We start from the raw sequence: 26,928 nt of genomic DNA, 5'->3' as shown, positions 1-26,928 counted from the left end.
GAGATGGTTGTAAATTTGATCACTATATACATTTATAGTAATGAACGTGAGAAAATTAATGGAACTATAGATTTTGGAGGGAATTACATGTCAGCAAAATGGGAAAAGCAAGAAGGCAATGAAGGAGTACTAACGATCGAAGTTACGAAAGAGGAATTTGATACTGCATTAGATCAAGCATTCAAGAAAGTATCTAAGGACGTTCAAATTCCTGGATTCCGTAAAGGGAAAATCCCACGTAAAATCTTTGAAAACCGTTTTGGAGTAGAATCATTATATCAAGATGCAGTTGATATTGTGTTACCAGATGCATATGTTAAAGCGGTAGAAGAAACAGGAATTGAGCCAGTAGCTCAACCAGAAGTTGATATTGAAACAATTGAACAAGGTAAGGATCTTGTATTCACTGCTAAAGTAACGGTTAAACCAGAAGTTACACTTGGCGAATACAAAGGATTAGAAGTAGAAGAGCAAACCGTTGAAGTGACGGATGAAGAAGTAGAACAAGAATTAGAAAACAAACGCCAACAGCAAGCTGAATTAGTTGTTAAAGAAGATGGAAAAATAGAAGAAGGCGATACAGTTGAAATGGACTTTGAAGGATTTGTTGATGGTGAAGCTTTTGAAGGTGGTAAAGCGGAAAACCATTCACTAGAAATCGGTTCAGGTCAATTTATTCCAGGGTTTGAAGAACAAATGATTGGAAAAGAATTTGGTGAAGACACAGAAGTTGAAGTAACATTCCCTGAAGATTATCATGCTGAAAATCTAGCAGGCAAAAAAGCAACATTTAAAGTAAAAGTTCATGAAATCAAAGTAAAGGAACTACCTGAATTAGATGATGAGTTTGCTAAAGATGTTGACGAAGAAGTGGAAACTCTTGATGAATTAAAGAAAAAGAAAAAAGAAGAACTAGAAGAGCAAAAGAAACAAGATGCTGAAAATCAAAAACGAGAAACATTAATTGAGAAAGCATCTGAAAATGCTGAAGTTGTAGTTCCTGGTGCTATGGTAGATACTGAGTTGGATCAAATGGTTAAAGAATTTGAGCAACGTTTACAATCTCAAGGAATGACAATGGAAATGTATTCTCAATTCTCAGGACAAGATGAAGGTGCATTAAAAGAACAAATGCGTGAAGATGCAACTAAGCGTGTGAAAACTAATCTTACATTAGAAGCAATCGTAGCTAAGGAAGATCTAGAAGTTACGGAAGAAGATGTGAACGCAGAGCTTGAAAAAATGGCTTCTATGTATGGAGCGGAAGTAGAACAATTGAAACAAATGCTTGGTGGCAATGCTGATGCGCTTAAAGGCGATCTGAAAATGAGAAAAGCAATTGACTTCCTAGCTGAGCAAAGTAAAACTGTATAATTGTGCAAGTAAATAAGATATAGAAAAATGGAATTAATAAACAAGGTGCGATCTTCGCACCTTGTTTTACAATAATTTAAAAAAGTCTACATACTATTAAGGAATTACATAGAATAATCCAGATTATCCAAGGAAATAAAAAGTTGTCATTTTAACGATTTTATTTATAGTAATAACATATAGTATAAATAGTTATGATTTGACTTTTTCATTTATTTCTCCATAATTAAGAAATAAATGATTTACATGTATATTATTTTGTTTTCTGATTTTCATCTGATATGATTGCTATGGAGTCAATCCTTTTTGTAACTTATATGATGAAGACTTAGAGGTAGATTTAAACTTTTAGGGGTGAAATGTAATGTTTAAATTTAATGAAGAAAAAGGACAATTAAAATGTTCGTTTTGTGGAAAAGGTCAAGATCAAGTACGTAAGCTAGTTGCCGGACCTGGCGTTTATATATGTGATGAATGTATTGAGCTTTGTACAGAAATTGTGGAAGAGGAGCTAGGTACAGAGGAAGAAACGGAATATAAAGAAATTCCTAAGCCAAAGGAAATCCGGGAAACCCTGGATGATTATGTAATTGGCCAGGATAAAGCTAAAAAGAATTTATCTGTTGCCGTGTACAATCATTATAAACGAATAAATTCATCAAAGAACTCTGATGATGTAGAGCTTGCAAAAAGTAATATTGCAATGTTAGGTCCTACTGGTAGTGGGAAAACATTGTTAGCTCAAACACTTGCCCGTATTATTAATGTTCCTTTTGCTATGGCAGATGCAACATCATTAACAGAAGCGGGTTATGTTGGGGAAGACGTAGAAAACATTCTACTAAAACTCATACAATCAGCCGATTATGATGTGGAGAAAGCTGAAAAAGGAATTATTTATATTGATGAAATTGATAAGGTTGCCAGAAAATCTGAGAACCCATCAATTACTCGTGATGTTTCTGGTGAAGGTGTGCAACAGGCACTACTTAAAATTCTTGAAGGTACTACAGCAAGCGTTCCTCCACAAGGTGGGCGTAAGCATCCACACCAAGAGTTTATCCAAATTGACACCACTAATATTTTATTTATTGTTGGTGGAGCATTCGATGGTATTGATCAAATTATAAAACGACGTCTTGGTAGTAAAGTAATTGGATTTGGAGATAATGAGAAGCAACAAGACTTGGAAACTGGACAATTACTAGCAAAAGTATTGCCAGAGGATCTGTTGCGTTATGGTCTGATTCCAGAGTTTATTGGAAGAATACCGGTCATTGGTGCTTTGGAACCTTTAGATACAGAAGCGTTAGTTGAAATTCTAACCAAACCAAAAAATGCATTAGTAAAACAATATGTAAAGCTATTCAGCATTGATGATGTTGAATTAGAATTTGAAGAAGAGGCACTTGCAGCAATTGCAAAAGATGCTATTGAACGGAAAACGGGAGCTCGTGGTTTGCGTTCCATTATTGAGAGTATCATGTTAGACATAATGTTTGATTTACCTTCTCGTGATGATATTGAAAAATGTATTATTACAAAGGATACCGTTGTTCAGGAAAACGGTAGTCCTAAGCTCGTTTTCAGAGATGGTACCGTAAAAGAAGATAATGAAAAGCTTCCAAAAGAAAGTGCATAAACTTTATGATTAAAAGAATATGACTGACTTGGCTATTTAAGCTCCTTTATTAACTGACGTAGGTGTTTATAAATGGTTAAGGTCAGTCTTTTTCTTTTTATGGATATGCTAAAGAACGAGCAATATTGTTGGTTTAGTATTGATAAGACCGGCAATACTAAACACTGAAAACGATATAGTTTTACAAATAGAAAATTTTTCTATAAACTTTAAGAAAGCGACATAGAGATACTATGATTACAAACATGGAGGTACATACTCATGACAAATAATATTACCCAATTACCCCTCCTTCCATTACGAGGATTACTTGTATTTCCATCAATGGTGCTTCATCTTGATGTAGGTAGAGACAAGTCTGTTGCAGCAATTGAAAAAGCAATGATGGGTGACCAAATTGTTTTTTTGGCTGCACAAAAAAAAGTCAGCTTAAACGAACCAAAAAAAGATGATATATATCGAATTGGGACATTAGCTAAAGTAAAACAGATGATAAAATTACCTAATGGAACAAACCGTGTACTAGTTGAGGGACTAGATCGAGGAGAAATCATTAAGTATATTGAAGATGAAGATGAATTTTTTGTTGAGGTCAAAAAAATTGATGAAACTCACGGTGAATCGGATGAAGAAGAAGCTTTAATGCGTTCGTTATTAAACTTATTTGAACAATACATAAAAGTCTCAAGAAAGATTACACAGGAAACATTTTCAACTGTTTCTGATATTGATGAACCAGGAAGACTAGCAGATATTATCACGTCACACCTATCATTAAAAATAAAAGATAAGCAAGAGTTACTTGAAATTGAAAATAGTAAAGATCGCTTACAAAAACTTATTAAATTAATCTCAAATGAAAAAAAAGTTCTCGATTTAGAAAAGAAAATTGGTCAACGTGTTAAGACCTCTATGGAGAAAACACAGAAAGAATATTACTTGCGAGAACAATTAAAAGCGATTCAAAAAGAACTTGGAGAGAATGATGGTAAATCTGGAGAAGTTGATCAGCTAAGGGAGAAAATCGAAAAGTCTGGTATGCCTGAACGTGTTGTAGAAGTGGCAAACAAGGAATTAGATCGGTATGAAAAAGTACCACAATCCTCAGCTGAGAGCTCAGTAATACGCAATTATCTAGAATGGTTAATAGCGTTGCCATGGACTGAACAGACAAAAGATACAATTGAAATCGATAAAGCCCAGAAAATTTTAGATACAGATCATTACGGGTTAGAAAAGGTTAAAGAGCGTATCTTAGAATATTTGGCAGTACAAAAGCTAACACAATCCATTAAAGGTCCAATCCTTTGTATTGTTGGCCCTCCAGGTGTAGGTAAAACATCATTAGCTAAGTCAATTGCTCGTTCTATCAATAGAAACTTTGTACGTAGTTCCTTAGGTGGTGTTCGTGATGAAGCGGAGATCCGCGGACATCGTAGAACGTATATTGGGGCTATGCCTGGTCGCATTATCCAAGGCATGAAAAAAGCAAAGACAGTTAACCCGGTATTTTTGTTAGATGAGATAGATAAAATGGCTAATGACTTTCGAGGGGATCCATCTTCAGCAATGCTCGAAGTTTTAGATCCAGAGCAGAATAGTAATTTTAGCGATCACTTTATTGAAGAGACGTATGATTTATCCAATGTACTTTTTGTTGCAACAGCAAACTATGTAAATAATATTCCTGCTCCTCTTTTAGACAGGATGGAACTGATTTCCATCGCAGGATATACAGAAGTAGAGAAATTGCATATTGCAAAAGAACATTTGTTACCTAAACAGTTAAAAGAAAATGGCTTAAAAAAAGGAAATCTTCAGTTGCGTGATGAAGCGTTATTAAAATTAATTCGTACATATACAAGAGAAGCAGGTGTACGAGGATTAGAACGTCAAATTGCTAAGTTATGTAGAAAAGCTGCAAAGATTATTATTTCAGAGGAAAAGAAACGAGTAATTGTTACAGAAAAAAGTCTGGAAGAATTACTTGGAAAACCACTTTTTCGTTATGGACGTATGGAACAAGAGGACCAGGTAGGTACTGCAACAGGTTTAGCATATACTGCTGCAGGTGGAGATACATTATCTATTGAGGTTTCTCATTATCCGGGTAAAGGAAAGCTGACACTTACTGGGAAATTAGGAGATGTGATGAAGGAGTCTGCACAAGCTGCTTTCAGTTATATCCGCTCGCGTGCAGAAGAATTAAATATTAGTCCTGACTTTCATGAGACGTATGATATTCATATTCATGTGCCAGAAGGGGCTACACCAAAAGATGGTCCTTCAGCTGGTATTACTATGGCAACTGCTCTTGTTTCAGCATTAAGTGGAAGAGCCGTTAAGAAAGAAGTGGGTATGACAGGAGAAATAACATTACGTGGCCGAGTACTACCTATAGGAGGTTTGAAGGAAAAATCTTTAAGTGCTCATCGAGCTGGCATAACAACGATTATTATCCCAGAAGAAAATGCTAAAGATATTGAAGATATACCTAAAAGTGTACGTGGTGACTTAACTTTCATAAAGGTAAATCACTTGGACCAAGTATTAGAACATGCACTAGTGGAGGAAAAATATGAAAGTAACTAATGCAGAAATTGTAATTAGTGCAGTAAGTAAAAAACAATATCCAAATGACCAGCTTCCTGAAATTGCGTTAGCTGGTCGTTCAAACGTCGGTAAGTCATCATTTATTAATAAATTGATCCATCGTAAGAATTTGGCAAGGACTTCATCAAAGCCTGGTAAAACGCAAACGTTAAACTTTTATAAATTAAACGAAGCTTTTTACTTTGTAGATGTTCCTGGGTATGGATATGCAAAAGTATCTAAAAAGGAACGTGAAAAGTGGGGCGTCATGATGGAGGAGTATTTTCAGACAAGAGAAACTTTACGCGCCGTCGTATTAATAACTGATATCCGTCATGAACCAACAAAAGATGATGTTCAGATGTATACTTTTCTAAAACATTTTGATCTTCCTATTATTGTTGTAGCAACAAAACTAGATAAAATACCAAAAGGTAAACGAGATAAACACATCAAACGAACCAAACAGACATTGGATGTTGCCCCAGATGATTTCGTTATTCCTTTCTCATCTGAAACTGGAGAAGGAAAAGAAGAATCTTGGGGAATTATAAAAAGGTTTTTATAATATTATTCCTTGAAGGTAGCTCAATAAGAAAGAGAAACTATATCTTTCTTATTGAGCTATTCTAATAGAATAGCAATACTTTCCGAAAATTTTGAGTATTAAGGAGGATAGTCAAGTATTGTAAATGATATATAAGTTATTAAGAGATATAGTTCATAGATGATAGTAAATATGGGTTTATCAAGTTAAATTAAGTATTCAGGGATTAGAATAGCATAGATATTATTGATATAATTTTAAATATGGGTCCTTTACAGGATGTAAATCTAAATGTGAAATTAAAAATCTACGAAAAGGGGATTAAACAATGAAAAAACTGAATATTACGATTTATTTCATTTTATTGATATTATTTTTAGCTGCTTGTGGATCTGATAATTCTAACGATGAAGAAAGTAACTCTGGCGATAATAACGGTACTGAGTATGATCTTATTGAAGATGGCAAGCTTACATTTGCTGCTTCTGGAGAATTCAAACCTTTCAGTTATATGGAGGGTAGCGAAATGATCGGATACGATATAGCAGTTGCCGAAGCAATTGCAGAGAAATTAGGATTGGAAGCAGTCCAAAAAAAGGCAAAGTTTGCTGGTATAGTTACTGGGGTAAATGAAGGTCGTTATGATATAGCTGTTGCAAGTCATACCATAACAGATGAACGCTTAGAACAAGTGGATTTCACAGAACCTTACTATTATTCTGGTCCTGTTATTTATACTAGGCCTGATAGTGATATTCAATCAGCAGATGATTTAGAAGGTAAGGAAATCTCTGTTTCCCGAGGTTCTACTTACGTGGAAATGGCACAAGAATACACAGATGATATCCCACAAGTTGATAGCGATGTTGTTGCAATTCAATCATTAGCTAAAGGTCACCATGATGCTGTAATTACTGACGATATTACAGGACAGACAGCTATTGAAAGTGGATTAGAAGTTGAGAACAGAGGACAGTTGGGTGTTAGTGAACAAGCTGTAGCAATAAACAAGGAAAATGGAAAATTATTAGAAGATATTAACGTTGCTCTAGAAGAACTGAAAGAAAGTGGTGAGCTTGCAGCACTAGCAGAAGAATGGATCGGTGTAGATATTACACAAGAGCCTGAAGAAATAAATTAATATTAAATAATGAATGTGCGCATATTAAATGCGCACATTTGTCCCTTTTAAGGAGTTGAAATAGTTGGATGCAGTTTTACATTTTTTTGATGTATTTATAAACAGTATGGACGTATTTATGGATGGACTCTGGATTACATTTAAGTTATCTGTAGCTTCCTTATTAATTGCTTTTGTGATTGGATTATTTTTTGCAATTCTTAAGATCTCAAATATAAAAATTCTAGAATGGATAGCGGATGCTTATATATGGATTGTGCGTGGCACTCCACTTATCGTGCAAATTTTTGTTCTTTACTATGGATTGACCGATATTTTGCTAATCCCTATGTTCTGGGCAGGGGCAGCAGGACTTGCTTTTCATAGTGGGGCATACATTGCAGAGATTATTCGTGGCGCAATTCAATCAATCGATAAAGGCCAAACAGAAGCTGGACGATCTCTTGGTATGAGCAAAGGTTTAACCATGCGAAGAATTATCTTGCCACAAGCATTTCGTAGGGCAATACCTTCGCTTGGTAACCAGTTTATTATTGGTATTAAAGATTCCTCGCTAGTCTCCTTTATCGGCATGCAGGAGTTGTTTGGTGTTGCCAGCTCTCAAGGGGCAAATAGTTTTGATTATCTCCCTTATTATTTAACAGTAGCGGTATATTACCTATTCATTGTGTTAGTTCTTACATTAATAGTAAATAAGATTGAAAAAAAATTGGCTGAAAGCGATTAAGGAAAGGAGGCTAAGTATGAGCGAAAAACAAGAAATGATTAGGGTAGACAAACTAAATAAATCATTTGGGGACTTACATGTTTTAAAAGATATTGATTTAACCGTAAGAGAGAGTGATGTAGTTGTATTAATTGGTGCGAGTGGTTCAGGAAAAAGCACCTTATTAAGGTGTTTGAATTTTTTGGAAATAAAAAATAGTGGTGAAATTATTATTGAAAATGAACAAATTGAACTACACACACATAATCTGAACAATGTTAGACAACGTGTAGGTATGGTATTTCAGCACTTTAATTTATTCCCTCATAAAACGGTACTCGGAAATATCATTGAAGCTCCGACACAAGTGAAAGATGTTAAGAAGGAACAAGCTATAAAAGAAGGCAAAGAACTTCTGGACAAAGTTGGCTTAGGCGATAAATACGATGTGTACCCGTCAACACTTTCTGGTGGACAGAAGCAACGTGTTGCAATTGCTCGTGCTTTGGCTATGAAACCAGATGTCATGCTCTTTGATGAACCAACATCTGCACTAGACCCGGAATTGGTGGGGGAAGTTCTCTCTACGATAAAGGAACTTGCTGAAGAAGGTATGACAATGGTAGTCGTTACACATGAAATGGGCTTTGCTCGTGAAGTAGGAGATTGGGTGTTTTATATGCATGATGGCAAGATTGTGGAATACGGCCCACCTAATGAACTTTTCGATAATCCCAAAGAAGAACGAACACAAGCATTTTTAAGTTCCATTTTATAAGTACTGAAAAGGTAAACCCTTGCATGAAGGTTTACCTTTTCTTTTTTAACAAATATAGTCCAACACCAATTAGTATGATTGGCCAAAACGAGTCAAGGTAATCAAATACAACATAAATCCAACTAAACCATGCAGGGAGTTGAAGAGAAAAGATCATCATAAGGGATATAACGACTAGTATAACACTAGGTAATAAGCCTTGTTTTGTCCTTAGGTACCGGATAAAAAAGGCAATTCCAATTATAAGTATATAAACTGCCCAATGATCAATCCAAAATGCATAATGGTTTAACCCATGAAAATGAATACCGATCCCTAATACAATAGTTCCACTGAATAAATGTTGATAATCCTTGGCAGAATAACTATAAATAAGAATTGCTAATCCAATTATAATTAGTAACGTAGGCCAGGAATAGAAATCAGTGATAATTGGTATTCTTAACTCTCTTAAAAGAAAGTATATACCAATCCCAATAAGAATATATGCTGCAAATGTGTTTTGTTTTTTCATGTAATAACCTCAATTCAATATTCGGTGAAATATGTCGATTTCTTGCTTCTAACTTGCGTATATGATAGAGTACAAACGAGTTAATTATCAATATACGTTTATCCTATCATAATTGTTTCAAAATCTGTTCACATTTTCCAAAAATATGTCAGGTTTCCCGTGTTATAATAGGATTAGAATATATTTAATGTTTTAAGCATTTTGGGGGTATAAAAGTGCATATACTAAAAGTTGGATTAAACTATAAGTCGGCCCCTGTAGAAATTAGGGAAAAATTAACATTCCAAGAGCATACTTTGGATAAAGCAATGGTACATTTGAATACACAAAAAAGTATTCTGGAGAATGTTATTGTTTCTACTTGTAACCGTACTGAAATTTTTGCAGTGGTTGATCAACTTCATACTGGACGATATTATATCAAACAATTTCTATCAGATTGGTTTCAGGTAGACAAAGAAGCGTTTTCTTCTTATTTACAAATTGCTGAAAGTGATGGTGCTATTGAGCATCTTTTTCGTGTGTCCACAGGACTTGATTCAATGGTCTTAGGGGAAACCCAGATATTAGGACAAGTGAAACAGGCATTTCAAACTGCTCAAGATCAGCAAACTACTGGTACTATATTTAATGAATTATTTAAGCAAGCCATAACTTTTGCTAAACGAACTCATAAAGATACTGCAATTGGTGAACATGCAGTTTCGGTAAGCTATGCTGCTGTTGAATTATCTAAAAAAATATTTGGTGATATACAGAAAAAGAAGGTTGTTATTTATGGTGCAGGAAAAATGGGTGAGTTAGCTGTAAAAAACCTTCATGGTTCAGGTGCTACTGAAATTACTGTGGTGAATCGTACGTTTGAAAAAGCAGAAATTCTCGCCGAGAAGTTTAACGCAAAAGCTGCAAAATCAGATGAATTATTAAATGTTATTAAAGATGCAGATATAGTAATTAGTTCTACTGGATCTGATTCAGTTGTTTTAACGAAAGAGGAATTAGAACCGATACAAAAGAAACGTAAAGGAAGTCCACTTTTCTTAGTTGATATAGCTGTACCTAGGGATCTGGATCCTAAGATCAGCGAATTGGATAGTGTCTTTTTATATGATATAGACGATCTACAACATATTGTTGATAAGAATTTAGCATCTAGAAAAGCCGCGGCTGAAAAAATCGAAATCATGGTCGAAGAACAAATCGTTACGTTTAAGGAATGGTTGCAGACATTGGGTGTAGTCCCAATTATTTCAGCTCTACGTCAAAAGGCATTATCTATTCAAGCAGATACCATGCAAAGTATTGAAAGAAAAATGCCTGATTTGACTGCTCGTGAGAAAAAGGTGTTAAACAAGCATACAAAAAGTATTATTAATCAACTTTTAAAAGAGCCCGTTACACAAGCTAAAGAATTAGCTGCAAGTGACAAGGCCGAAGACGCTCTAGAATTGTTTGTAGATATCTTTGGAATACAAGAAGAACTTGAAATTGAAGTAGAAAAACAAGCAAAGAAAAACGAGAAGCTTGTTACAACTAAAAATGAAAAAGTATCCTTTCCGTTTGTTAAAAATATGACCGCGCGGTAAGAGAGGATTTACTTATGTTTGAAACGAAATGGCTATATGAAATCATTATTATTATATATGGTTTAAGCTTGATCGGGTACTTTATCGATTTTATTCAACATAACCGGAAGGCGAACAAAGTAGCCTTCTGGTTACTTAGTATGGTTTGGCTTATCCAAACTATTTTTCTATTAGATCAGGTGTTTATAGAAAGAAGCTTTCCCGTTTTAAATCTGTATGATGGTCTGTTTTTTTATGCGTGGGTACTCGTTACATTCTCACTAGTTATTAATCGCCTTTTTCCCATTCACTTTATTGTATTTTTCACCAATGTATTTGGATTTTTTATACTTCTTTTATACATTTTAACAAGAGCACAACAGCATATGGATGCTAATGGAATTCAACTAGTTAATGAAATCCTAATTACACATATATCGCTGGCTATTATTTCATATGGTTTCTTCACGTTATCATTTTTGTTTTCAGTTATGTATATTGTCCAATACCATTTTTTGAAAAACAAACAAGGTTTGCGATGGATGTGGAGATTCGGGGATTTAAAACGTTTAGACATATACTCATTTAAAGCAGTAACCTTAGGTGTACCTTCCTTATTAATTGGGGTTATTTTAGGTGTGGTATGGGCTTATAGTGCAAATGCTGAATTCTATTGGTTTGATTTAAAGACAATTGGATCATTACTAGTATTAGCAGTTTATACGGTATATTTGCTCTTACGTATTGTAAAAGGATATCAGGGAAAGGCGATATCCATTTATAACGCAGCAGCATTTCTAATTTTATTAATAAATTTCTTTTTGTTTAATTTACTGTCAAACTTTCATTTTTAACACTTTAGGAGGATAAATTATGCGTAAGATTATTGTTGGTACAAGGAAAAGCAATTTAGCATTAACCCAAACGGAATGGGTTATTGATCAGTTGAAAAAAGCTGGTGTAAAAAATGAGTTTGAAACCAAAAAAATTGTTACAAGAGGCGATCGAATTCTTGATGTAACATTGTCAAAAGTAGGAGGTAAAGGCCTTTTTGTTAAAGAAATTGAGCAGGCTATGTATAATAAAGAAATCGATTTAGCTGTACATAGTATGAAGGATATGCCTTCTAGTATGCCAGAAGGATTGATTATCACTTCAATACCAGAGCGTGAAGATCATAGAGACGCATATATTGCTAAAAATAATGTAGCCTTAAAAGATTTGCCAGAAGGTGCTATTGTAGGAACTAGTAGCCTACGCCGTTCAGCACAAGTGTTGGCAGAAAGACCGGATGTTACGGTTAAATGGATTCGTGGAAATATAGAAACACGTTTGAGAAAATTACAAGATGAAGATTACGATGCGATTATTTTAGCCGTATCTGGCTTAAAGCGTGTGGGATTAAGTGAAGAACTTATTACAGAATACCTATCACCTGAAATTTGTGTTCCGGCAGTTGGTCAAGGGGCATTAGCAATTGAGTGCCGGGAGGATGACCAAGAACTACGTGAATTGTTGGATAAGATAAATGATGACTATACAACAAAAACAGTTACTGCAGAACGAACTTTTCTTCACTTGTTAGAGGGAGGTTGCCAAATTCCAATTGGAGGCTATGCTTACCTGGAACAGGACGAAATTATTTTAACCGCACTAGTTGGTACTCCTGATGGGGATACCATTTTGAAAGAGATAGTTCGAGGAACAGATCCAGAAGCTGTTGGTAAAGAAGCTGCGGATAAGCTCATTAAGCAAGGTGCAAAGAAGATTGTTGAAGATGTGAAAGAGGAGCTTGACAAGTAATGTCTTCTTTATTGCATGGAAAATCAATTCTCGTTACAAGAGAAAAAGATCAAGCGAAAGAATTTGTCGAGAAGATTCTAGTAAATGGCGGAACTCCTGTCGAGGTTCCACTTTTAAAAATTTCATGTAAATATAGTAAAGAACAAGAACAAATCATAAATCGCATGGAAACATATAATTGGTTATTTTTCACTAGTGCTAACGGAGTTCATTGTTTCTTTAAATGCCTAAATAATCTAGGAATTCGTTTTCCTGAGTTAAAGGCATTAGAAATTGCAGTTGTTGGGGATAAAACTGCACATGTCTTAGAAGAATACGGATATTCAGCACAGTTTATCCCCTCTACATATAACGCAGATGTGATGGCTCATGAGTTTATAGCCACACATGCTAACGTAAATGGAAAGGTTTTAGTTATCAAAGGGAATAGATCGCGGGATGTCTTGCAAAAAGAGTTTTCCAAAAAAAATATTCCTTGTGATAACCTTGAAGTTTATGAAACAAATTTTAATTATCAAATCAAAACAAAATTAAATGAATTATGTGTCACAGAGGATCTAGATTTTCTTACATTCACGAGTCCTTCTACTGTAGAAGCATTTATAGAATTGAAAAATGATGATAGATATTTATCTAAGTTGAAAAGTACAGCTTGTGTATGTATAGGTACAACAACCGAGAATAAAGCTATGGAGTTAGGATTTACAAATACAATAACACCATCTGAATTTACCACTGAGGGAATGATAGATGTAATACGTAAAATCATGGGAAGGGATCGATTGGAATGACTAATAATTTTAAGCGACACAGAAGGTTACGCTCCTCTGCTGCAATGCGTTCAATGGTTAGAGAAAACAAACTAACAACTGATGACTTAATTTATCCGATTTTTATTGTAGAAGGAGAAAATGTAATAAATGAAGTACCTTCTATGCCTGGTGTTTTTCAAATTTCTCTTGACCGAGTGGTAGATGAAATGAGGGAGTTAAACGCTTTAGGAGTTCATGCAGTTATTATATTTGGTGTACCAAATGAGAAGGACGAACATGGTACAGGAGCATTTGTAAATGGTGGTATTGTTCAAAAAGCAACAAGACTTATTAAAAAGGAAGTTCCTGAATTGTTGGTTGTTGCAGATACCTGTCTATGTGAATATACATCACATGGTCATTGTGGAGTGATCCATAACGATGATGTTGATAATGATGAGTCACTAACGTTATTAGCTAAAACAGCAGTTTCCCAAGCGGAAGCAGGAGCTGACATTATTGCACCATCTAATATGATGGATGGTTATGTCACGGTTATTAGACAAGCATTGGATGAAGCGGGTTATACATCTATTCCTATCATGGCATATGCAGTTAAATATGCCTCCTCGTTTTATGGCCCATTTAGGGATGCAGCTGATAGTACTCCTCAATTTGGCGATCGAAAAACCTATCAAATGGACCCTGCCAATCGTCAAGAAGCACTTCGTGAGGCAGCATCAGACATAGAAGAAGGTGCAGACTTTTTAATTGTAAAACCAGCCATGTCCTATCTGGATATTGTTCGCGATGTAAAGAATAATTTTAACGCACCAATTGTTGCTTATAATGTAAGCGGAGAATATGCCATGGTAAAAGCTGCTGCATTAAAAGGCTGGATTGATGAAAAAGAATTAGTTTTCGAAAAGCTAACAGCAATGAAGCGTGCTGGAGCTGATTTAATTATTACTTACTTTGCGAAAGATATTGCAAAATGGTTGAATGAATAGTACAAAATATAGTTTGTGAGGTGGTTACTAGTGGGAAACTTTAACAAATCAGTAGATGCGTATAAGGAAGCAGTTGATTTAATGCCTGGAGGGGTAAACTCCCCTGTACGTGCTTTTAAATCAGTTGGAATGTCACCTATATTTATGGAATCTGGACAAGGATCCAAAATATCAGACATTGACGGTAATGAGTATATTGACTATGTATTAAGTTGGGGACCTCTTATTTTAGGACATGCAGATGAACGAGTGGTCACTAAATTAAAAGAATCGGTAGAAAAAGGAACTAGCTTCGGTGCTCCTACTCTTTTAGAAAATAAATTAGCACAACTTGTTATTGACCGGGTCCCATCTATTGAAATGGTACGGATGGTAAACTCTGGAACGGAAGCAACCATGAGTGCATTACGTCTAGCAAGAGGGCACACTGGACGTGATAAAATCTTGAAATTCGAAGGAAACTACCATGGTCATGGAGATTCATTACTTATTAAAGCAGGTTCAGGTGTTGCAACTTTAGGACTCCCTGACAGCCCAGGGGTACCTGAAGCAATTGCCAAAAATACAATTACGGTTCCATATAACGATGTGGATAGTGTGCGTTATGCATTTGAGAACTATGGAGATGATATTGCTGCAGTAATCGTTGAGCCTGTCTCAGGGAATATGGGTGTGGTACCACCTATGGAGAACTTCTTACAAGAGCTCCGAAAAATCACGGAAGACAATGAAACAGTATTAATATTTGATGAAGTAATGACTGGATTTCGTGTAGGGTTTAATTGTGCACAAGGACACTTTGGCGTAATCCCTGATTTAACATGTTTAGGAAAAGTTATTGGTGGTGGTCTGCCAGTAGGTGCATATGGTGGGAAACGTGAAATTATGGAAAAAGTAGCACCAACAGGGTCTATATATCAAGCTGGTACACTTTCAGGAAATCCACTAGCTATGACAGCGGGTTACGAAACATTAAGTGCACTAAACCAATCTTCATACGATGAAATTAATAAAAAAGTGGATAAATTAGTTGCTGGTTTTAAACAGGCCTCCATTGATTTTAGCATTCCATTACAAATCAACCGGGCTGGTTCTATGGTAGGTGTCTTCTTTACAAATGAAGCAGTAACCAACTATAATTCAGCACAGCAAGCTAACCTGAACTATTTTGCACAATATTACAGATCTATGATAGATGAAGGTGTATTTTTACCGCCATCACAGTTTGAAGGTCTATTCCTGTCAACTGCACACACAGATGAGGATATTGATAAAACGATTCAAGCTGTTAGAAATGCGTTTTCTAAAATAGAGAAGTAAGTAATATATACTTCTAAAAAGCCATCCGTTTGGATGGCTTTTTTCTATTCTAAGCATAACCTTAGAGTCTTTTTCATATAGTGAACTAAGACATATATGCACATGGAATATGTGTGTTGAAGGGAGGAAGACATGTGTCAAATGATCGAGCCGTGTTTAGTTTTGATTTAAGGGAATCACTTTATTTTGAAAAGGGACAGGAAGTTGCAGAAATGATGGGCATATCCCTTGACCCAGAAATATCTATTCAACCATTTAATGAATATATTTCAATCAGAGGTGTAATAGAACTTCGTGGAGAATATCAGAAAGTAGCTACCACATTTGAGGAAGACGAAGAAGAAGATCTGCTCCACTTTGATGATTATCATTCAAGAAGATATGTAGAAAGGGTTGTGGATACTGATGATAACCAAGCGGAATTTTCACATCGATTCCCAGTGGAAATTTCAGTTCCAACGTATCGTGTAGCGGATCTTAATGATGTAACAGTAAGTATTGAATCTTTTGATTATGAAGTTCCAAATCAAAGTCAGTTAAAATTAAGTTCCACTATTGAAATTCATGGAATACAGGATGAAGTGGATCGGGATCCCAATTATGCACTTCAGGGAGAGAAGGAAGATGGGAAAGCAGAAACATTCCAGTTTGAACTCAAAAATAAAAAAGACTTGGAATCTCCAGAAGAGATGGAGGAATTAGGAACAAATACATTATCTTCTCCAGAGACAGAAAAGGTAGAAACAAAAAAGGATGAACCAGAAAAAGAGCGATGGAAGTATACAAAGACTCAATCTCTTTCCGAGTTTTTCAAGAAGGAACCTGAGCCACAAGAGCCACAAGAGCCACCTTCTCCTGATGAACCATCACCAGATCTTATGGACCTTGCTGAATCCGATGATCTATATGAAGGCATGGAGAGTCGCTCTGATGAAGTAAAAGATGTTCGTTATTTATCGGATATGTTTAGACAAGACGAAGATGTGAAGTATGCAAAAATGAAACTATGTATCGTTCAGGAAAAGGATACCATAGAAACGATTGCAGAACGTTATAAAGTATCTGCATTACAACTTCTCAAGCAAAATCGCTTACCAGATGATCAGATTTCAGAAGGACAGTTACTTTATATACCTTTTACTAATAAATAAGAAACAACAAATTACCCCTTGACTTTGTGGCAAGGGGTATCTAGTTTAAAGATTAATTATCGATTTCTTCCAAGGTGGTGTAGGCATATGAATACGATCCAAAAAGTTTTAAGAGGATATTCCATACGACCAACATACATTGAAAAAATAACAGATCGTCTTTATAAAGTTAGCGACTCACACTATACTTTTGCGGTAAAGAAGAGTTCGTTAACAATGGAGGTTATTTCTACATGGGAAAAGGTCTATCATGAAGCATATTCTAAAAACATAACCTACGTTCTACCAGTTTATTTAACAGCAGAAGGGAAGTTATATTTAGAACTTGATCAGAAAATTTGGTACATATCCCCTTGGATTGAAAGGAAACAAATTGACGATAAAACCGCTATAAACAATATCTATAGTTGTATTGGTAAACTTCACCATAGTACGAAACAACCTCAACCATTTGATTCACCGAAGGCATTACGTGAATTTAGAGATTACAAAACATCATTCTGTGAAAAAATTCAAGAAAATCTATTAAGCTATGTTGAACATTTTGAGAAGAGTAGATATATGTCTCCATTTGAATTACAGGTTTGCTCACAATATCGAGATATTGAAATGATTTTAAAAGAACTTAACAAGCGTGTCGATCAGCTCATAGAGGAGTTACAAAACCAATCTGAGTGGAATACTAGTTTGTGTCATGGTCAACTAAAATTCTCCCATATGGTTCATAACGAAAATACATCATTACTGAATTGGGAAAAAGCTTATATTGGGAATAGCATTTCAGACTTGTCATATTTATATAAAGAACAAGCAACTTATTACGACAATCATACCGAATTACTTATTGAGCAATTTTCTACTTATATCAATGAAAATAATTTAAGCAAATATGAGTTACTTTTATTAGCCATTTATTTATTAGATCCATCCAGTTACATATCAAATGTAAATGCATACACAAAAAATACGACAACAACGACAATGATTGAAAAAAATAAACGTCTACAGCGTGCCTATCGTCAGTTAATATTTGGTTTTAAATGGTCACAGAAAGCAGAGACATTAATAGAACCAGATTTATTTGATGAGTCTTTAGAAAGCTAAATCCATTCTAAATAAAAGGCAATAAATATTCCTACCAAGATTCCTAATAAGAAAACATCTAATGACGAAGGAAAAAGCAACGTACGAATTAATTGGAAAATTAAGATAGGTAACGTAACTCTTTCCACAACTATAATGCAATTTCTTGCCCAAGGTGGTAACCTATAACGATAGTATCTTGCCAACTCAATCACCTCTTTTTTCAAAATTCATTTCACTTGTTCGTTATTATTTAATATAATATGTATACATACATGTGTTTTGTGCAATACGTATACTAACAGTTGATTTTATATCCATTTATCGATAAAATGTTATATAGATAGTAGGAATAGAATATTTGAAATGTGATGATAGGGAAGAGTACAAAATAATCACCTAAAGAGAGGGAAATCGTGAGCTGAAAATTTCCCAGGAAACATTATTTTGGAAGGTCGCCCTTGATGCTGCTTCTTTGAATAGAGTAGAAGAAATGCCGGATAATTTCCGTTACTAAATTTAATGAGTGTGCAAGTTGTTACTGACTTGTAAACAAAGGTGGTACCACGGAATAATACCCTTTTCGTCCTTTTTATAGGATGGATTGGGTTTTTTTATTGTTAAAGGAGGAATTAAGGTTGAGTGATGAACAGAAGATTTCTATGCCAACAAAGTACAATCCGCAAGAAATTGAAGAGGGACGATACAAGTTTTGGGTAGATGGAAAGTTTTTTGAAGCAACAGGAGATGAAGAAAAAGAACCGTATACGATTGTTATTCCTCCACCGAATGTAACTGGACGATTACATTTAGGGCATGCATGGGATACAACCATGCAGGATACGATTTCCCGCATGAAACGAATGCAGGGTTATGATGTACTATGGTTGCCCGGTATGGACCACGCAGGAATAGCAACACAAGCAAAAGTAGAGGGAAAGTTAAAAGAACAAGGTAAAAATCGTTATGATTTAGGGCGTGAAAAGTTTTTAGAAACTGCTTGGGACTGGAAAGAGGAATATGCTGATTTCATTCGCTCACAATGGGAAAAGTTGGGTCTTGGACTCGATTATTCCAGAGAACGATTTACGTTGGATGATGGGTTATCCAACGCAGTACGGGAAGTATTTGTTAAATTATATGAAAAAGGTTTAATTTATCGTGGGGAATATATTATAAATTGGGATCCCAAAACAAAGACAGCATTATCTGATATTGAGGTAATCTACGAAGAAGTTCAAGGTAAGTTTTACCACATGCGCTATCCCATTCTAGACAGTGATGAAACGATTGAAATTGCAACCACTCGCCCAGAAACTATGTTAGGTGATACCGCAGTTGCCGTTCATCCTACAGACGAACGTTACAAACACTTTGTTGGTAAAAAAGTGAAACTGCCCATTGTTGGACGTGAAATTGAAATTGTTGCAGATGATTATGTTGATATGGAGTTAGGTTCTGGAGCTGTAAAAATCACACCTGCTCATGACCCAAATGATTTTGAAATTGGAAACCGTCATAATTTAGAACGAGTACTTGTTATGAATGAAGATGGGTCCATGAATCAAAATGCTGGTAAATACGAAGGACTTGATCGATTTGAATGCCGCAAGCAAATTGTAAAGGATCTTCAAGAACAACAGGTATTATTTGAGATTGAAGAACGTACGCATCAAGTAGGTCATTCAGAACGTAGTGGGGCTGTTGTTGAACCGTACTTATCAACACAGTGGTTTGTGAATATGCAGCCATTAGCTGATGAAGCAATTGAGTTACAACAAGGTGATGACAAAGTTAATTTTGTGCCCGACCGTTTTGAACGGACGTATTTACATTGGATGGAAAATATTCGTGATTGGTGTATTTCCCGTCAGCTGTGGTGGGGACACCGGATACCTGCTTGGTATCATAAAGAAACAAATGAACTATATGTTGGTAAAGAGGCTCCTAGTGATATTGAAAATTGGAGTCAGGATGAAGATGTCTTAGATACGTGGTTTTCATCTGCTTTATGGCCATTTTCTACAATGGGCTGGCCAGATACGGATGCAAAAGATTTTAAAAGACACTTCCCTACAGATGTATTAGTAACGGGGTATGATATTATCTTTTTCTGGGTTGCACGAATGATTTTCCAAGCGAAAGAGTTTACGGGGAAAAGACCATTTAAAGATGTTTTAATACATGGTTTAATTCGGGATGCAGAAGGACGGAAAATGAGTAAGTCACTAGGAAATGGCGTCGACCCTATGGATGTAATTGAAAAATACGGTGCTGATTCACTACGATACTTCCTACTAACAGGATCAACACCAGGTCAAGATTTACGTTTTCATTGGGAGAAAATTGAGGCCACATGGAACTTCGCAAACAAAGTGTGGAACGCATCTCGTTTTTCATTAATGAATATGCAAGATTTCAAATACGAGGATATCGATTTATCAGGCGAAAAGTCATTAGCAGATAAATGGATTTTAACTCGCTTAAATGAAACGATTGAACAAGTAACGAAAAACACGAATAAATATGAGTTTGGTGAAGCGGGTCGCCATCTATATAATTTCATTTGGGATGAATTATGTGATTGGTATATTGAAATGGCTAAATTGCCACTATATGGTGAAGACGAAGCTAAAAAGAAAACGACGAGATCTGTTTTAGCCTATGTATTAGATCAAACAATGCGTATGCTCCATCCATACATGCCATTCATAACGGAAGAAATCTGGCAGCAATTGCCACATCAGGGTAAGTCGATTACAGTTGCTGCATGGCCTAAAGTACAGGATGAATTTCATGATGAAATAGCTTCAAAACAAATGAAACGACTAGTAGCTATTATTAAGGCAGTACGTAATATTCGATCTGAAGTTGATACACCAATGTCAAAACAAATTAGTCTACTGATTCAAGGAGAAAACGAAGCAATTGTTGATGAACTTGAAATCAACCGTCACTACCTAGAGCGTTTCTGTAATACCAGTGAACTAACCATCGCTGTTAAAGTTGATGCATTAGATAAAGCAATGTCAGCTGTTGTAACAGGAGCTGAATTGTTCCTTCCACTTGAAGGATTGATTGACTTTGATAAAGAAATTAATCGCTTGGAAAAAGAATTAGATAAGTGGTCAAAAGAAGTGGAGCGAGTTCAGAAGAAATTAGCTAACGATGGCTTTGTTAAAAAAGCACCACAAGCTGTGGTAGATGAAGAAAAACAAAAAGAGCAAGATTATCTTGAAAAGCATGCAAAGGTTAAAGCACGACTAGCAGAATTAAAATCATAATACAAAAAGAGGAATTTCATCAATTTATGAAATTCCTCTTTTTAGTAGCTTAGGAATAATAAAATTTGGAGCCCGTTGATAATTTATTGACTGTGTAAGTCACGTCCAGCTTCGACAGCGATGAAAAAACGAACTCCTTTTTCGAGGACGTACTAGTACCATGACGCCACAGGATAAGGAAAACTTCCCTGAAAAAACATCGCACGCAGAAAAAGTATTGTCTTTTTCAAGGACGTGGATAACTTAGCCTGTAAGGGCGCTTCTAGCTTTTGTTCAAAGTAAAGAAAGTATATAACTTTCTAATCTACCTAAGTGCAACTAAGGCTTTCACCATTAAGGCTTGTTGATAAGCCAAGTTTTCTAATGTTAGATATTATTTTTAATATGTGTCACATATTTTTGTACGATATTACTATTACTAACGGCACTAAGAGTTCTGGATCCAACAATATCTTCAATCTCATTAAATAAAAAGTTCCCACTGTGATCGATAAGAAAATCAATGCCTACCATCCCAAAGTCAAAATGGGTAATTATTTTATTTACCAACATCTCTTCAGTTGGTAAAAGGTGATACAGCTTAGCAGTTCCACCAAGTTTAAAGTTGGCTCGGAAATCGTTTGTGCTTTCTCGCAGCACGGCTCCAATAATTTCATTGCCTACTACAAAAACACGTACATCTTTACCGAGTTTCACATTACAGGATTGTATAATAATATCACTTGTAGTAATTAAAGCTAGCGATCTCTGCCAGTCTTTAGTATCTTTAATATAATGCACTTGTTTTCCTCCTCTGCCACTCGTTTCTTTTAGAACAAATGGAAAAGGAAGAGGTGGACTTTCAAAGACATCACTTTTATGGGTGAATATTGTATCAACCATAGGAACTTGCAGCGAACTAACTTTATGATGTGTTAAGGCTTTGTTATTACATATATTAGAAATGATTGATGAATTAAACACTTGTACTCCAAGTGTTTCCAAATGTAAATTTAATAGGGATTCGATGGTTCTTACAATTGCAAATGTCGGCAGGTAAGCTGGTTCATTATGTACAAAAACAGATTGTTTATTGTCTCGAATGCCTATAGTTATATTCTCACGTAGAACGAGTTCTAGCGACATATTTTGCTTAAAGGCTTCTTCTATAAACCATTCAATATATGCTTTATTTTGTTGAGCGTCATTCTTTCTGTAAATGATCCATCCTTTTTTCATTTATGCTCAAACCAATCCGTAATATAGTCGATAATATAATCAGCTACATTAATGTTTGTGCAGTCGTACATATTGCGAATATGTGCATTTGAATTAATTTCACAGATGATAGGTGTTTGATTTGGACCAAATAATAAATCTACCCCGGCAAAATCGGCTCCAATGGCTTTTGTTGCTGCAATTGCTGTTTCCCTTTCGAAAGATGATGGGAAATATGGTTCCATAGTACCGCCTGCAGAAACATTTGCTCTAAAATCATTCGATGCGGTTCGTAGCATACTTGCAACAACTTGATTACCGACTACGTGTAAGCGTATGTCCTTACCATAACTAGAGTCGATAAACTCCTGGAAAATAAAAGGTTTCCCTGCCAACTCACGTACCTTTTTGGTCATCTCATCAACTGTTTTAACTATATAAACCTGTTCGCCAAAAGAACCATAAGCTTCTTTTATGATCATAGGGAACCCCAGAATTTTCACAATTTTATCAGAAAATCCAATATCAATTTGGTTTAAGTTAGAGAAAATCTTCGGTGAAATAATGGTTTTTGGAATCGGTAATCGGTGTTGTGCTAGTATTTGATAAGTAGCAATTTTGTCATCACTAACAGCTATAGATTGTGCGGAATTAAATACGCGAACTCCTAATAATTCGAGTTGTTTCGCTAAATAAATATCCTTATCTGTAAAAATGACAAAATCCGGTAGATCTATAATAATTTCCTGTACTATATCAAGTGAATCGGAACTCAATACCGAAAGCAATTCATTATTTTTTATAATTTGAGTAGTAATATTTTTGTTTGATGCAGATAGCTGTAACCATTCGGCAAAGTCTAAAAACTTTGTAGCAGGTAAATGGCCATTATAAATAATCCATCCGTGTAAGCTCATTGTTATTTCCTTTCAGATAATATTTGATATACTTTTAAGGTTAAAATTGCAAAGAAAAGTGGTGTTACTATGTTCAAAAGTTTTCAAGCTGTAGAATTCTTTTTTAATAATAGAAAGAATCTAGGTATTAAACCAGGTCTAGATAGAATAAATGGTTTATTGGAACTACTAAATAATCCACAGGATAAAATAAAAATGATTCATGTTGCTGGCACAAACGGCAAAGGATCTACCATTCAATATCTTAAACAGGGACTTTTATTTAACCATTACCGTGTTGGTGTCTTTACATCTCCCAGTTTACATGGTCTAACCGGTCATGTATGTATTGATCATTCTAAAATAACTGAGGATGAGTTTATAAAGGTTATGAATGAGATGTACCCTGCTATAGATAAAATGGATAAAGCGGACAACAGTCCAACTGAATTTGAAATCATTACCGCGTTAGCATTTGTTTATTTTGCAGATAAAACTGATATCGCAATAATAGAGACAGGAATGGGAGGCAGGGAAGACACAACTAATTGCTTCCAACCCATTTTATCTATTATAACAAATGTTTCACAAGATCATACTGCTTTTTTAGGACATGGATTAGAAGAAATTGCTTATCATAAAGCTGGAATTATAAAAGAAAAAGTACCCGTTGTTATTGGTGAAATAGAAGAGCCCGCACTAACTGTCATGAGTAGAGAAGCTCAGATTAAAAATTCTCCTATGTATCAATTGACGGAGTATTTTCAATATAAGTTAATAGAGCAGACACCAACTACCCAATCATATAAATGGAGTTCTAATTCACAACTATCAGTAGATGTTACCATTCAAATGCATGGTAAACACCAAGTAATGAATAGTTCTTTAGCAATTATGGGACTAGATCTGTTAAAGCAAAGTGGGATGGCGGTGGATTGGCAACAGGCTCTAGAAGGAATTTACCGTACCAGAATACATGGGAGATTTGAAATAATTCGAAACGATCCAACTATTATCTTAGATGGTGCACATAATCTAGCAGGTGTCAAAACATTCATAGAAACAGTCCTTACGAAATATAAAGATCGTAAAAAGCATCTTGTTTTTGCTGTATTTAAAGACAAAGACATAGAGAAAATGCTTCATGAGTTAAGCCCGTATTTTTCAACCATTATATTAACTACTTTTGATCATCCAAGAGCAGTTAAGGCAGATAGCCTGTATCAACTAGCTAATAACAAAGGTAAATTCTTTGTTTCAGATTGGGAATCAATTGTTAAAAAGTTAGATTATGATCCTGCTAATAGTAATGATTGTTACTTTTTCACAGGATCATTACACTTTATTGCAACTGTTAGAAAACATTTTGAAAAGATAGATGGATTGTAGTATGATAGGTTTATATATTTTTCTGAAATTTTTAACAAAATGAGTCTATAGTCACAGTTGATTTATAGTTAAAATTAGCTATGGATAGGAGTTTTTGCAAATGGTAGCAAAACGAAAGATATATATGCTATGGATTGCTAGTTGTGTATTGTGGCCATTCATTTTGTGGTTATCCTATGAGTACTATTACATAAATGTCGATGGACAACTTATAGATATAGTTTTATTTGCTATTTTTATGTGTATTGTAGCTCTATTCCCTTTAACTATAAATAATAATCAAATATTTTTTGTTAATGGAATCAGCCTTGCTGTATTTCTGACTTTTGGACTTTTCGTAGAAATTATACTAACGCAACTTGCCATTATAATTGTTTTATTAACGATTGGTCTATCAAAAAAGGATGCATATCGTTTCCCTTTAAATATGCTTATGTTTTCAATTATATCGATAATAGCTGCAGGTGTTTATACATTAATTGGTGGAGAGCATGGTGCTGTCGATTATCAAAGCAGTGGAGAGATTGTGGCGATTTTTGGATATGCAATAACTGTTTTTATTGTAAACCAGTTTTTAAACAAAATGATCGATTCATTTTTCTATAAAAGGAAAGTTAAGTTGTTTGATAGAGGACTAATTTGGGAGTTTACCTCGTCTCTTTTAGTTATTCCGGTTGGTTTTGTCTTATTAGTACTATACTCAGAAATAGGTCGCTCAGCTATTGTATTTATGGGCATACCATTTGTATTTATTTCAGTAATACTAATGCTTCTTTATTCCTATCAAAAAATTAATAAATATTTAGAACGCACGAGTGATATCGGTCATCAGTTAGCAAAACGTTTAGAAGTTACACAAGTTTATGATGTCTTTATTGAGCAAATTACAAATCTATTACCAATAGATTATGCCTATATTTATACTGTAAGTGATGATGGGGATACATTAGAACTGAAACAATATTATGATGTTAATCACAACACTGAATCAGATCATTCGCTATTAGAAAAAAATGAAGCAATTAGTGGAAAAGTATGGTATTCAGGTGAGCCAATAATGTTTAAGCGTAGAAAAGAATGGTCATCATTTAAAAGCTCTAAAATTCCAGTTGATAGTGAAAGTGTATTATCATTACCCGTTGAATATGGTGACAATATTAAAGGTGTAGTAACCATTGTTTCAAGACAGAGGAAAGCATATGAAAAATTTCATTTTCAATTATTAGATATATTAACTAATTATTTGGGCGTGGCTGTTGAGAATGCAAGAAACTATGAGGAAACGAAATCCAAAAGTGAAAAAGACGGTTTAACGCAGTTATACAACTATCGTTACTTCGAAGATATGTTGGAAAAATATTTTGAAACGGTTACAAATCGTGTTCAGGAAGAAGAATATTTTTCCCTGATTTTGTTGGATTTGGATCATTTTAAAATGACAAATGACACATATGGTCATGAAGCAGGTAATGAAGTATTATGTCAGATGGCGCAACTTTTGCAAAATAGAGTTGGCGGATCAGGAGTAATTGCAAGATATGGTGGGGAGGAATTTGTCGTCTTTCTTCCGCATGTGAATCAGGAAAAGGCTTCTTCTATCGCTGAATCGTTACGGCAAACCATATCTAATACCGCATTTTCTGTTCATAACCATATATTTAGTCATAATGAGACTATTCAAATTTATATTACTGCAAGCATTGGGGTTGCTAGTTATCCAGATCATTGTGATACACCTAGTGAGTTAATTCGTCATGCAGATAGGGCGATGTATATCGGTGCCAAGCAAAAAGGTAGAAATAAAGTAGCAGTATATGAAGAAATGAAAACATCTTAACACAGTATAGTGACCAGTTGTACAATATGAACACTGGCCACTTAGTAGGCAAGTGCATCTAATGCATTCGCCATTAAGGCTTGGCGATATGCCATGTTTTCTAATAAGTAAAGAAAGTATAACTTGAAAGTTATGTATATTTATCTACAGAATCAGCCACGTTCAGCTCCAGCGCCTAGACACTCGGGGACATTAAGCAGTTCGACTTTGGTAAAGGCATCCACACTACGTGACCTGCTTATGCTTGTCGTGTCTTTCAAGGTGCTTCTAGCTTTTGTTCAAAGATAAGAAAGTATATAATTTTACCCCTACAATGGTGTCTTTCACTGTGGTATTTTAAATGTATG

At 35.0% G+C, this 26,928-nt stretch carries 22 protein-coding genes and 1 other annotated feature; of the genes, 18 read left to right on the top strand and 4 right to left on the bottom strand.

The window, feature by feature from the left end; translation table 11 throughout:
• Positions 1 to 87: 87 nt before the first annotated feature.
• The 7 genes from tig (at position 88) to ACFQ3N_RS14230 (ending at position 8,780) form a co-directional block, all read left to right on the top strand.
• Positions 88 to 1,374 (top strand): trigger factor, encoded by a 1,287-nt coding sequence (tig, locus tag ACFQ3N_RS14260; RefSeq protein WP_390363208.1) that lies wholly within the window; start codon positions 88 to 90, stop codon positions 1,372 to 1,374.
• Positions 1,375 to 1,738: 364 nt separating this feature from the next.
• Complete coding sequence (gene clpX, locus ACFQ3N_RS14255; protein WP_390363207.1) at positions 1,739 to 3,016, top strand: ATP-dependent protease ATP-binding subunit ClpX; 1,278 nt, start codon at positions 1,739 to 1,741, stop codon at positions 3,014 to 3,016.
• Between the two features lie 261 nt (positions 3,017 to 3,277).
• Positions 3,278 to 5,608: an endopeptidase La gene (lon, locus tag ACFQ3N_RS14250; protein WP_390363206.1), complete on the top strand. Its 2,331-nt coding sequence runs from the start codon at positions 3,278 to 3,280 to the stop codon at positions 5,606 to 5,608.
• Positions 5,595 to 6,176 carry a ribosome biogenesis GTP-binding protein YihA/YsxC gene (yihA, locus tag ACFQ3N_RS14245; protein WP_390363205.1) on the top strand — a complete coding sequence of 194 codons (582 nt, stop codon included), beginning with the start codon at positions 5,595 to 5,597 and terminating at the stop codon, positions 6,174 to 6,176. The genes lon and yihA overlap by 14 nt, the downstream gene beginning before the upstream one ends.
• A 307-nt stretch (positions 6,177 to 6,483) precedes the next feature.
• Entirely contained in the window at positions 6,484 to 7,296 is an 813-nt protein-coding gene (locus tag ACFQ3N_RS14240) for a transporter substrate-binding domain-containing protein (protein ID WP_390363204.1), read from the top strand.
• A gap of 64 nt (positions 7,297 to 7,360) precedes the next feature.
• A complete protein-coding gene (locus ACFQ3N_RS14235) occupies positions 7,361 to 8,023 on the top strand; it encodes an amino acid ABC transporter permease (protein ID WP_390363203.1) in 663 nt (220 codons plus the stop codon).
• Positions 8,024 to 8,039: 16 nt separating this feature from the next.
• Complete coding sequence (locus tag ACFQ3N_RS14230; protein ID WP_390363202.1) at positions 8,040 to 8,780, top strand: amino acid ABC transporter ATP-binding protein; 741 nt, start codon at positions 8,040 to 8,042, stop codon at positions 8,778 to 8,780.
• A gap of 31 nt (positions 8,781 to 8,811) precedes the next feature.
• Here ACFQ3N_RS14230 and ACFQ3N_RS14225 read toward each other — a convergent pair whose 3' ends face one another.
• On the bottom strand, positions 8,812 to 9,294 hold the full coding sequence (locus ACFQ3N_RS14225; RefSeq protein WP_390363201.1) for a LiaI-LiaF-like domain-containing protein: 483 nt from the start codon (positions 9,292 to 9,294) through the stop codon (positions 8,812 to 8,814).
• Positions 9,295 to 9,509: 215 nt separating this feature from the next.
• Here ACFQ3N_RS14225 and hemA point away from each other — a divergent pair, with 215 nt between their 5' ends.
• From hemA to ACFQ3N_RS14185, 8 genes are all read left to right on the top strand, one after another.
• Complete coding sequence (hemA, locus tag ACFQ3N_RS14220) at positions 9,510 to 10,880, top strand: glutamyl-tRNA reductase (RefSeq protein ID WP_390363200.1); 1,371 nt, start codon at positions 9,510 to 9,512, stop codon at positions 10,878 to 10,880.
• A 14-nt stretch (positions 10,881 to 10,894) separates the two neighbouring features.
• Complete coding sequence (locus tag ACFQ3N_RS14215) at positions 10,895 to 11,713, top strand: cytochrome c biogenesis protein (protein WP_390363199.1); 819 nt, start codon at positions 10,895 to 10,897, stop codon at positions 11,711 to 11,713.
• Positions 11,714 to 11,732: 19 nt separating this feature from the next.
• Entirely contained in the window at positions 11,733 to 12,662 is a 930-nt protein-coding gene (hemC, locus tag ACFQ3N_RS14210) for a hydroxymethylbilane synthase (RefSeq protein WP_390363198.1), read from the top strand.
• Entirely contained in the window at positions 12,662 to 13,453 is a 792-nt protein-coding gene (locus tag ACFQ3N_RS14205; protein ID WP_390363197.1) for a uroporphyrinogen-III synthase, read from the top strand. Before hemC ends, ACFQ3N_RS14205 begins: the two co-directional genes overlap by 1 nt.
• Positions 13,450 to 14,424, top strand: coding sequence for a porphobilinogen synthase (gene hemB / locus ACFQ3N_RS14200; protein WP_390363196.1), 975 nt, complete (start codon positions 13,450 to 13,452; stop codon positions 14,422 to 14,424). Before ACFQ3N_RS14205 ends, hemB begins: the two co-directional genes overlap by 4 nt.
• 30 nt (positions 14,425 to 14,454) lie before the next feature.
• Positions 14,455 to 15,744 carry a glutamate-1-semialdehyde 2,1-aminomutase gene (hemL, locus tag ACFQ3N_RS14195; RefSeq protein ID WP_390363195.1) on the top strand — a complete coding sequence of 430 codons (1,290 nt, stop codon included), beginning with the start codon at positions 14,455 to 14,457 and terminating at the stop codon, positions 15,742 to 15,744.
• Between the two features lie 134 nt (positions 15,745 to 15,878).
• On the top strand, positions 15,879 to 16,895 hold the full coding sequence (gene spoVID / locus ACFQ3N_RS14190) for a stage VI sporulation protein D (RefSeq protein ID WP_390363194.1): 1,017 nt from the start codon (positions 15,879 to 15,881) through the stop codon (positions 16,893 to 16,895).
• An 87-nt stretch (positions 16,896 to 16,982) separates the two neighbouring features.
• The gene (locus ACFQ3N_RS14185) at positions 16,983 to 17,999 is read left to right on the top strand and encodes a hypothetical protein (protein WP_390363193.1); all 1,017 of its coding nucleotides are present in this window, start codon (positions 16,983 to 16,985) and stop codon (positions 17,997 to 17,999) included.
• On the opposite strand, the gene ACFQ3N_RS14180 is transcribed toward ACFQ3N_RS14185, so the two are convergent.
• Positions 17,996 to 18,184: a hypothetical protein gene (locus ACFQ3N_RS14180; RefSeq protein WP_390363192.1), complete on the bottom strand. Its 189-nt coding sequence runs from the start codon at positions 18,182 to 18,184 to the stop codon at positions 17,996 to 17,998. The two genes, ACFQ3N_RS14185 and ACFQ3N_RS14180, sit on opposite strands and share 4 nt — an antisense overlap.
• A gap of 156 nt (positions 18,185 to 18,340) precedes the next feature.
• Positions 18,341 to 18,572: a binding site (T-box leader), on the top strand.
• Between the two features lie 68 nt (positions 18,573 to 18,640).
• Here ACFQ3N_RS14180 and ACFQ3N_RS14175 point away from each other — a divergent pair.
• Positions 18,641 to 21,262 carry a valine--tRNA ligase gene (locus ACFQ3N_RS14175; RefSeq protein ID WP_390363253.1) on the top strand — a complete coding sequence of 874 codons (2,622 nt, stop codon included), beginning with the start codon at positions 18,641 to 18,643 and terminating at the stop codon, positions 21,260 to 21,262.
• A gap of 366 nt (positions 21,263 to 21,628) precedes the next feature.
• Here ACFQ3N_RS14175 and ACFQ3N_RS14170 read toward each other — a convergent pair whose 3' ends face one another.
• On the bottom strand, positions 21,629 to 22,480 hold the full coding sequence (locus tag ACFQ3N_RS14170; protein ID WP_390363191.1) for an ATP-grasp domain-containing protein: 852 nt from the start codon (positions 22,478 to 22,480) through the stop codon (positions 21,629 to 21,631).
• Positions 22,477 to 23,376, bottom strand: a complete 900-nt coding sequence (locus tag ACFQ3N_RS14165; RefSeq protein WP_390363190.1) for an ATP-grasp domain-containing protein — start codon at positions 23,374 to 23,376, stop codon at positions 22,477 to 22,479. Before ACFQ3N_RS14165 ends, ACFQ3N_RS14170 begins: the two co-directional genes overlap by 4 nt.
• A 69-nt stretch (positions 23,377 to 23,445) precedes the next feature.
• Between ACFQ3N_RS14165 and ACFQ3N_RS14160 the strand changes: the two genes are divergently transcribed.
• Both ACFQ3N_RS14160 and ACFQ3N_RS14155 read left to right on the top strand, forming a co-directional pair.
• A complete protein-coding gene (locus ACFQ3N_RS14160; RefSeq protein ID WP_390363189.1) occupies positions 23,446 to 24,744 on the top strand; it encodes a bifunctional folylpolyglutamate synthase/dihydrofolate synthase in 1,299 nt (432 codons plus the stop codon).
• Between the two features lie 100 nt (positions 24,745 to 24,844).
• Positions 24,845 to 26,581, top strand: a complete 1,737-nt coding sequence (locus ACFQ3N_RS14155) for a sensor domain-containing diguanylate cyclase (RefSeq protein WP_390363188.1) — start codon at positions 24,845 to 24,847, stop codon at positions 26,579 to 26,581.
• Positions 26,582 to 26,928: the final 347 nt, after the last annotated feature.

Origin of the sequence: Virgibacillus byunsanensis (genome assembly GCF_042675965.1) — a bacterium.
Classification (GTDB): Bacteria; Bacillota; Bacilli; order Bacillales; family Amphibacillaceae; genus Virgibacillus_R; species Virgibacillus_R byunsanensis.
Note: the sequence above shows the minus strand (reverse complement) of the source record. Positions and strands in the feature narration are given on the sequence as shown.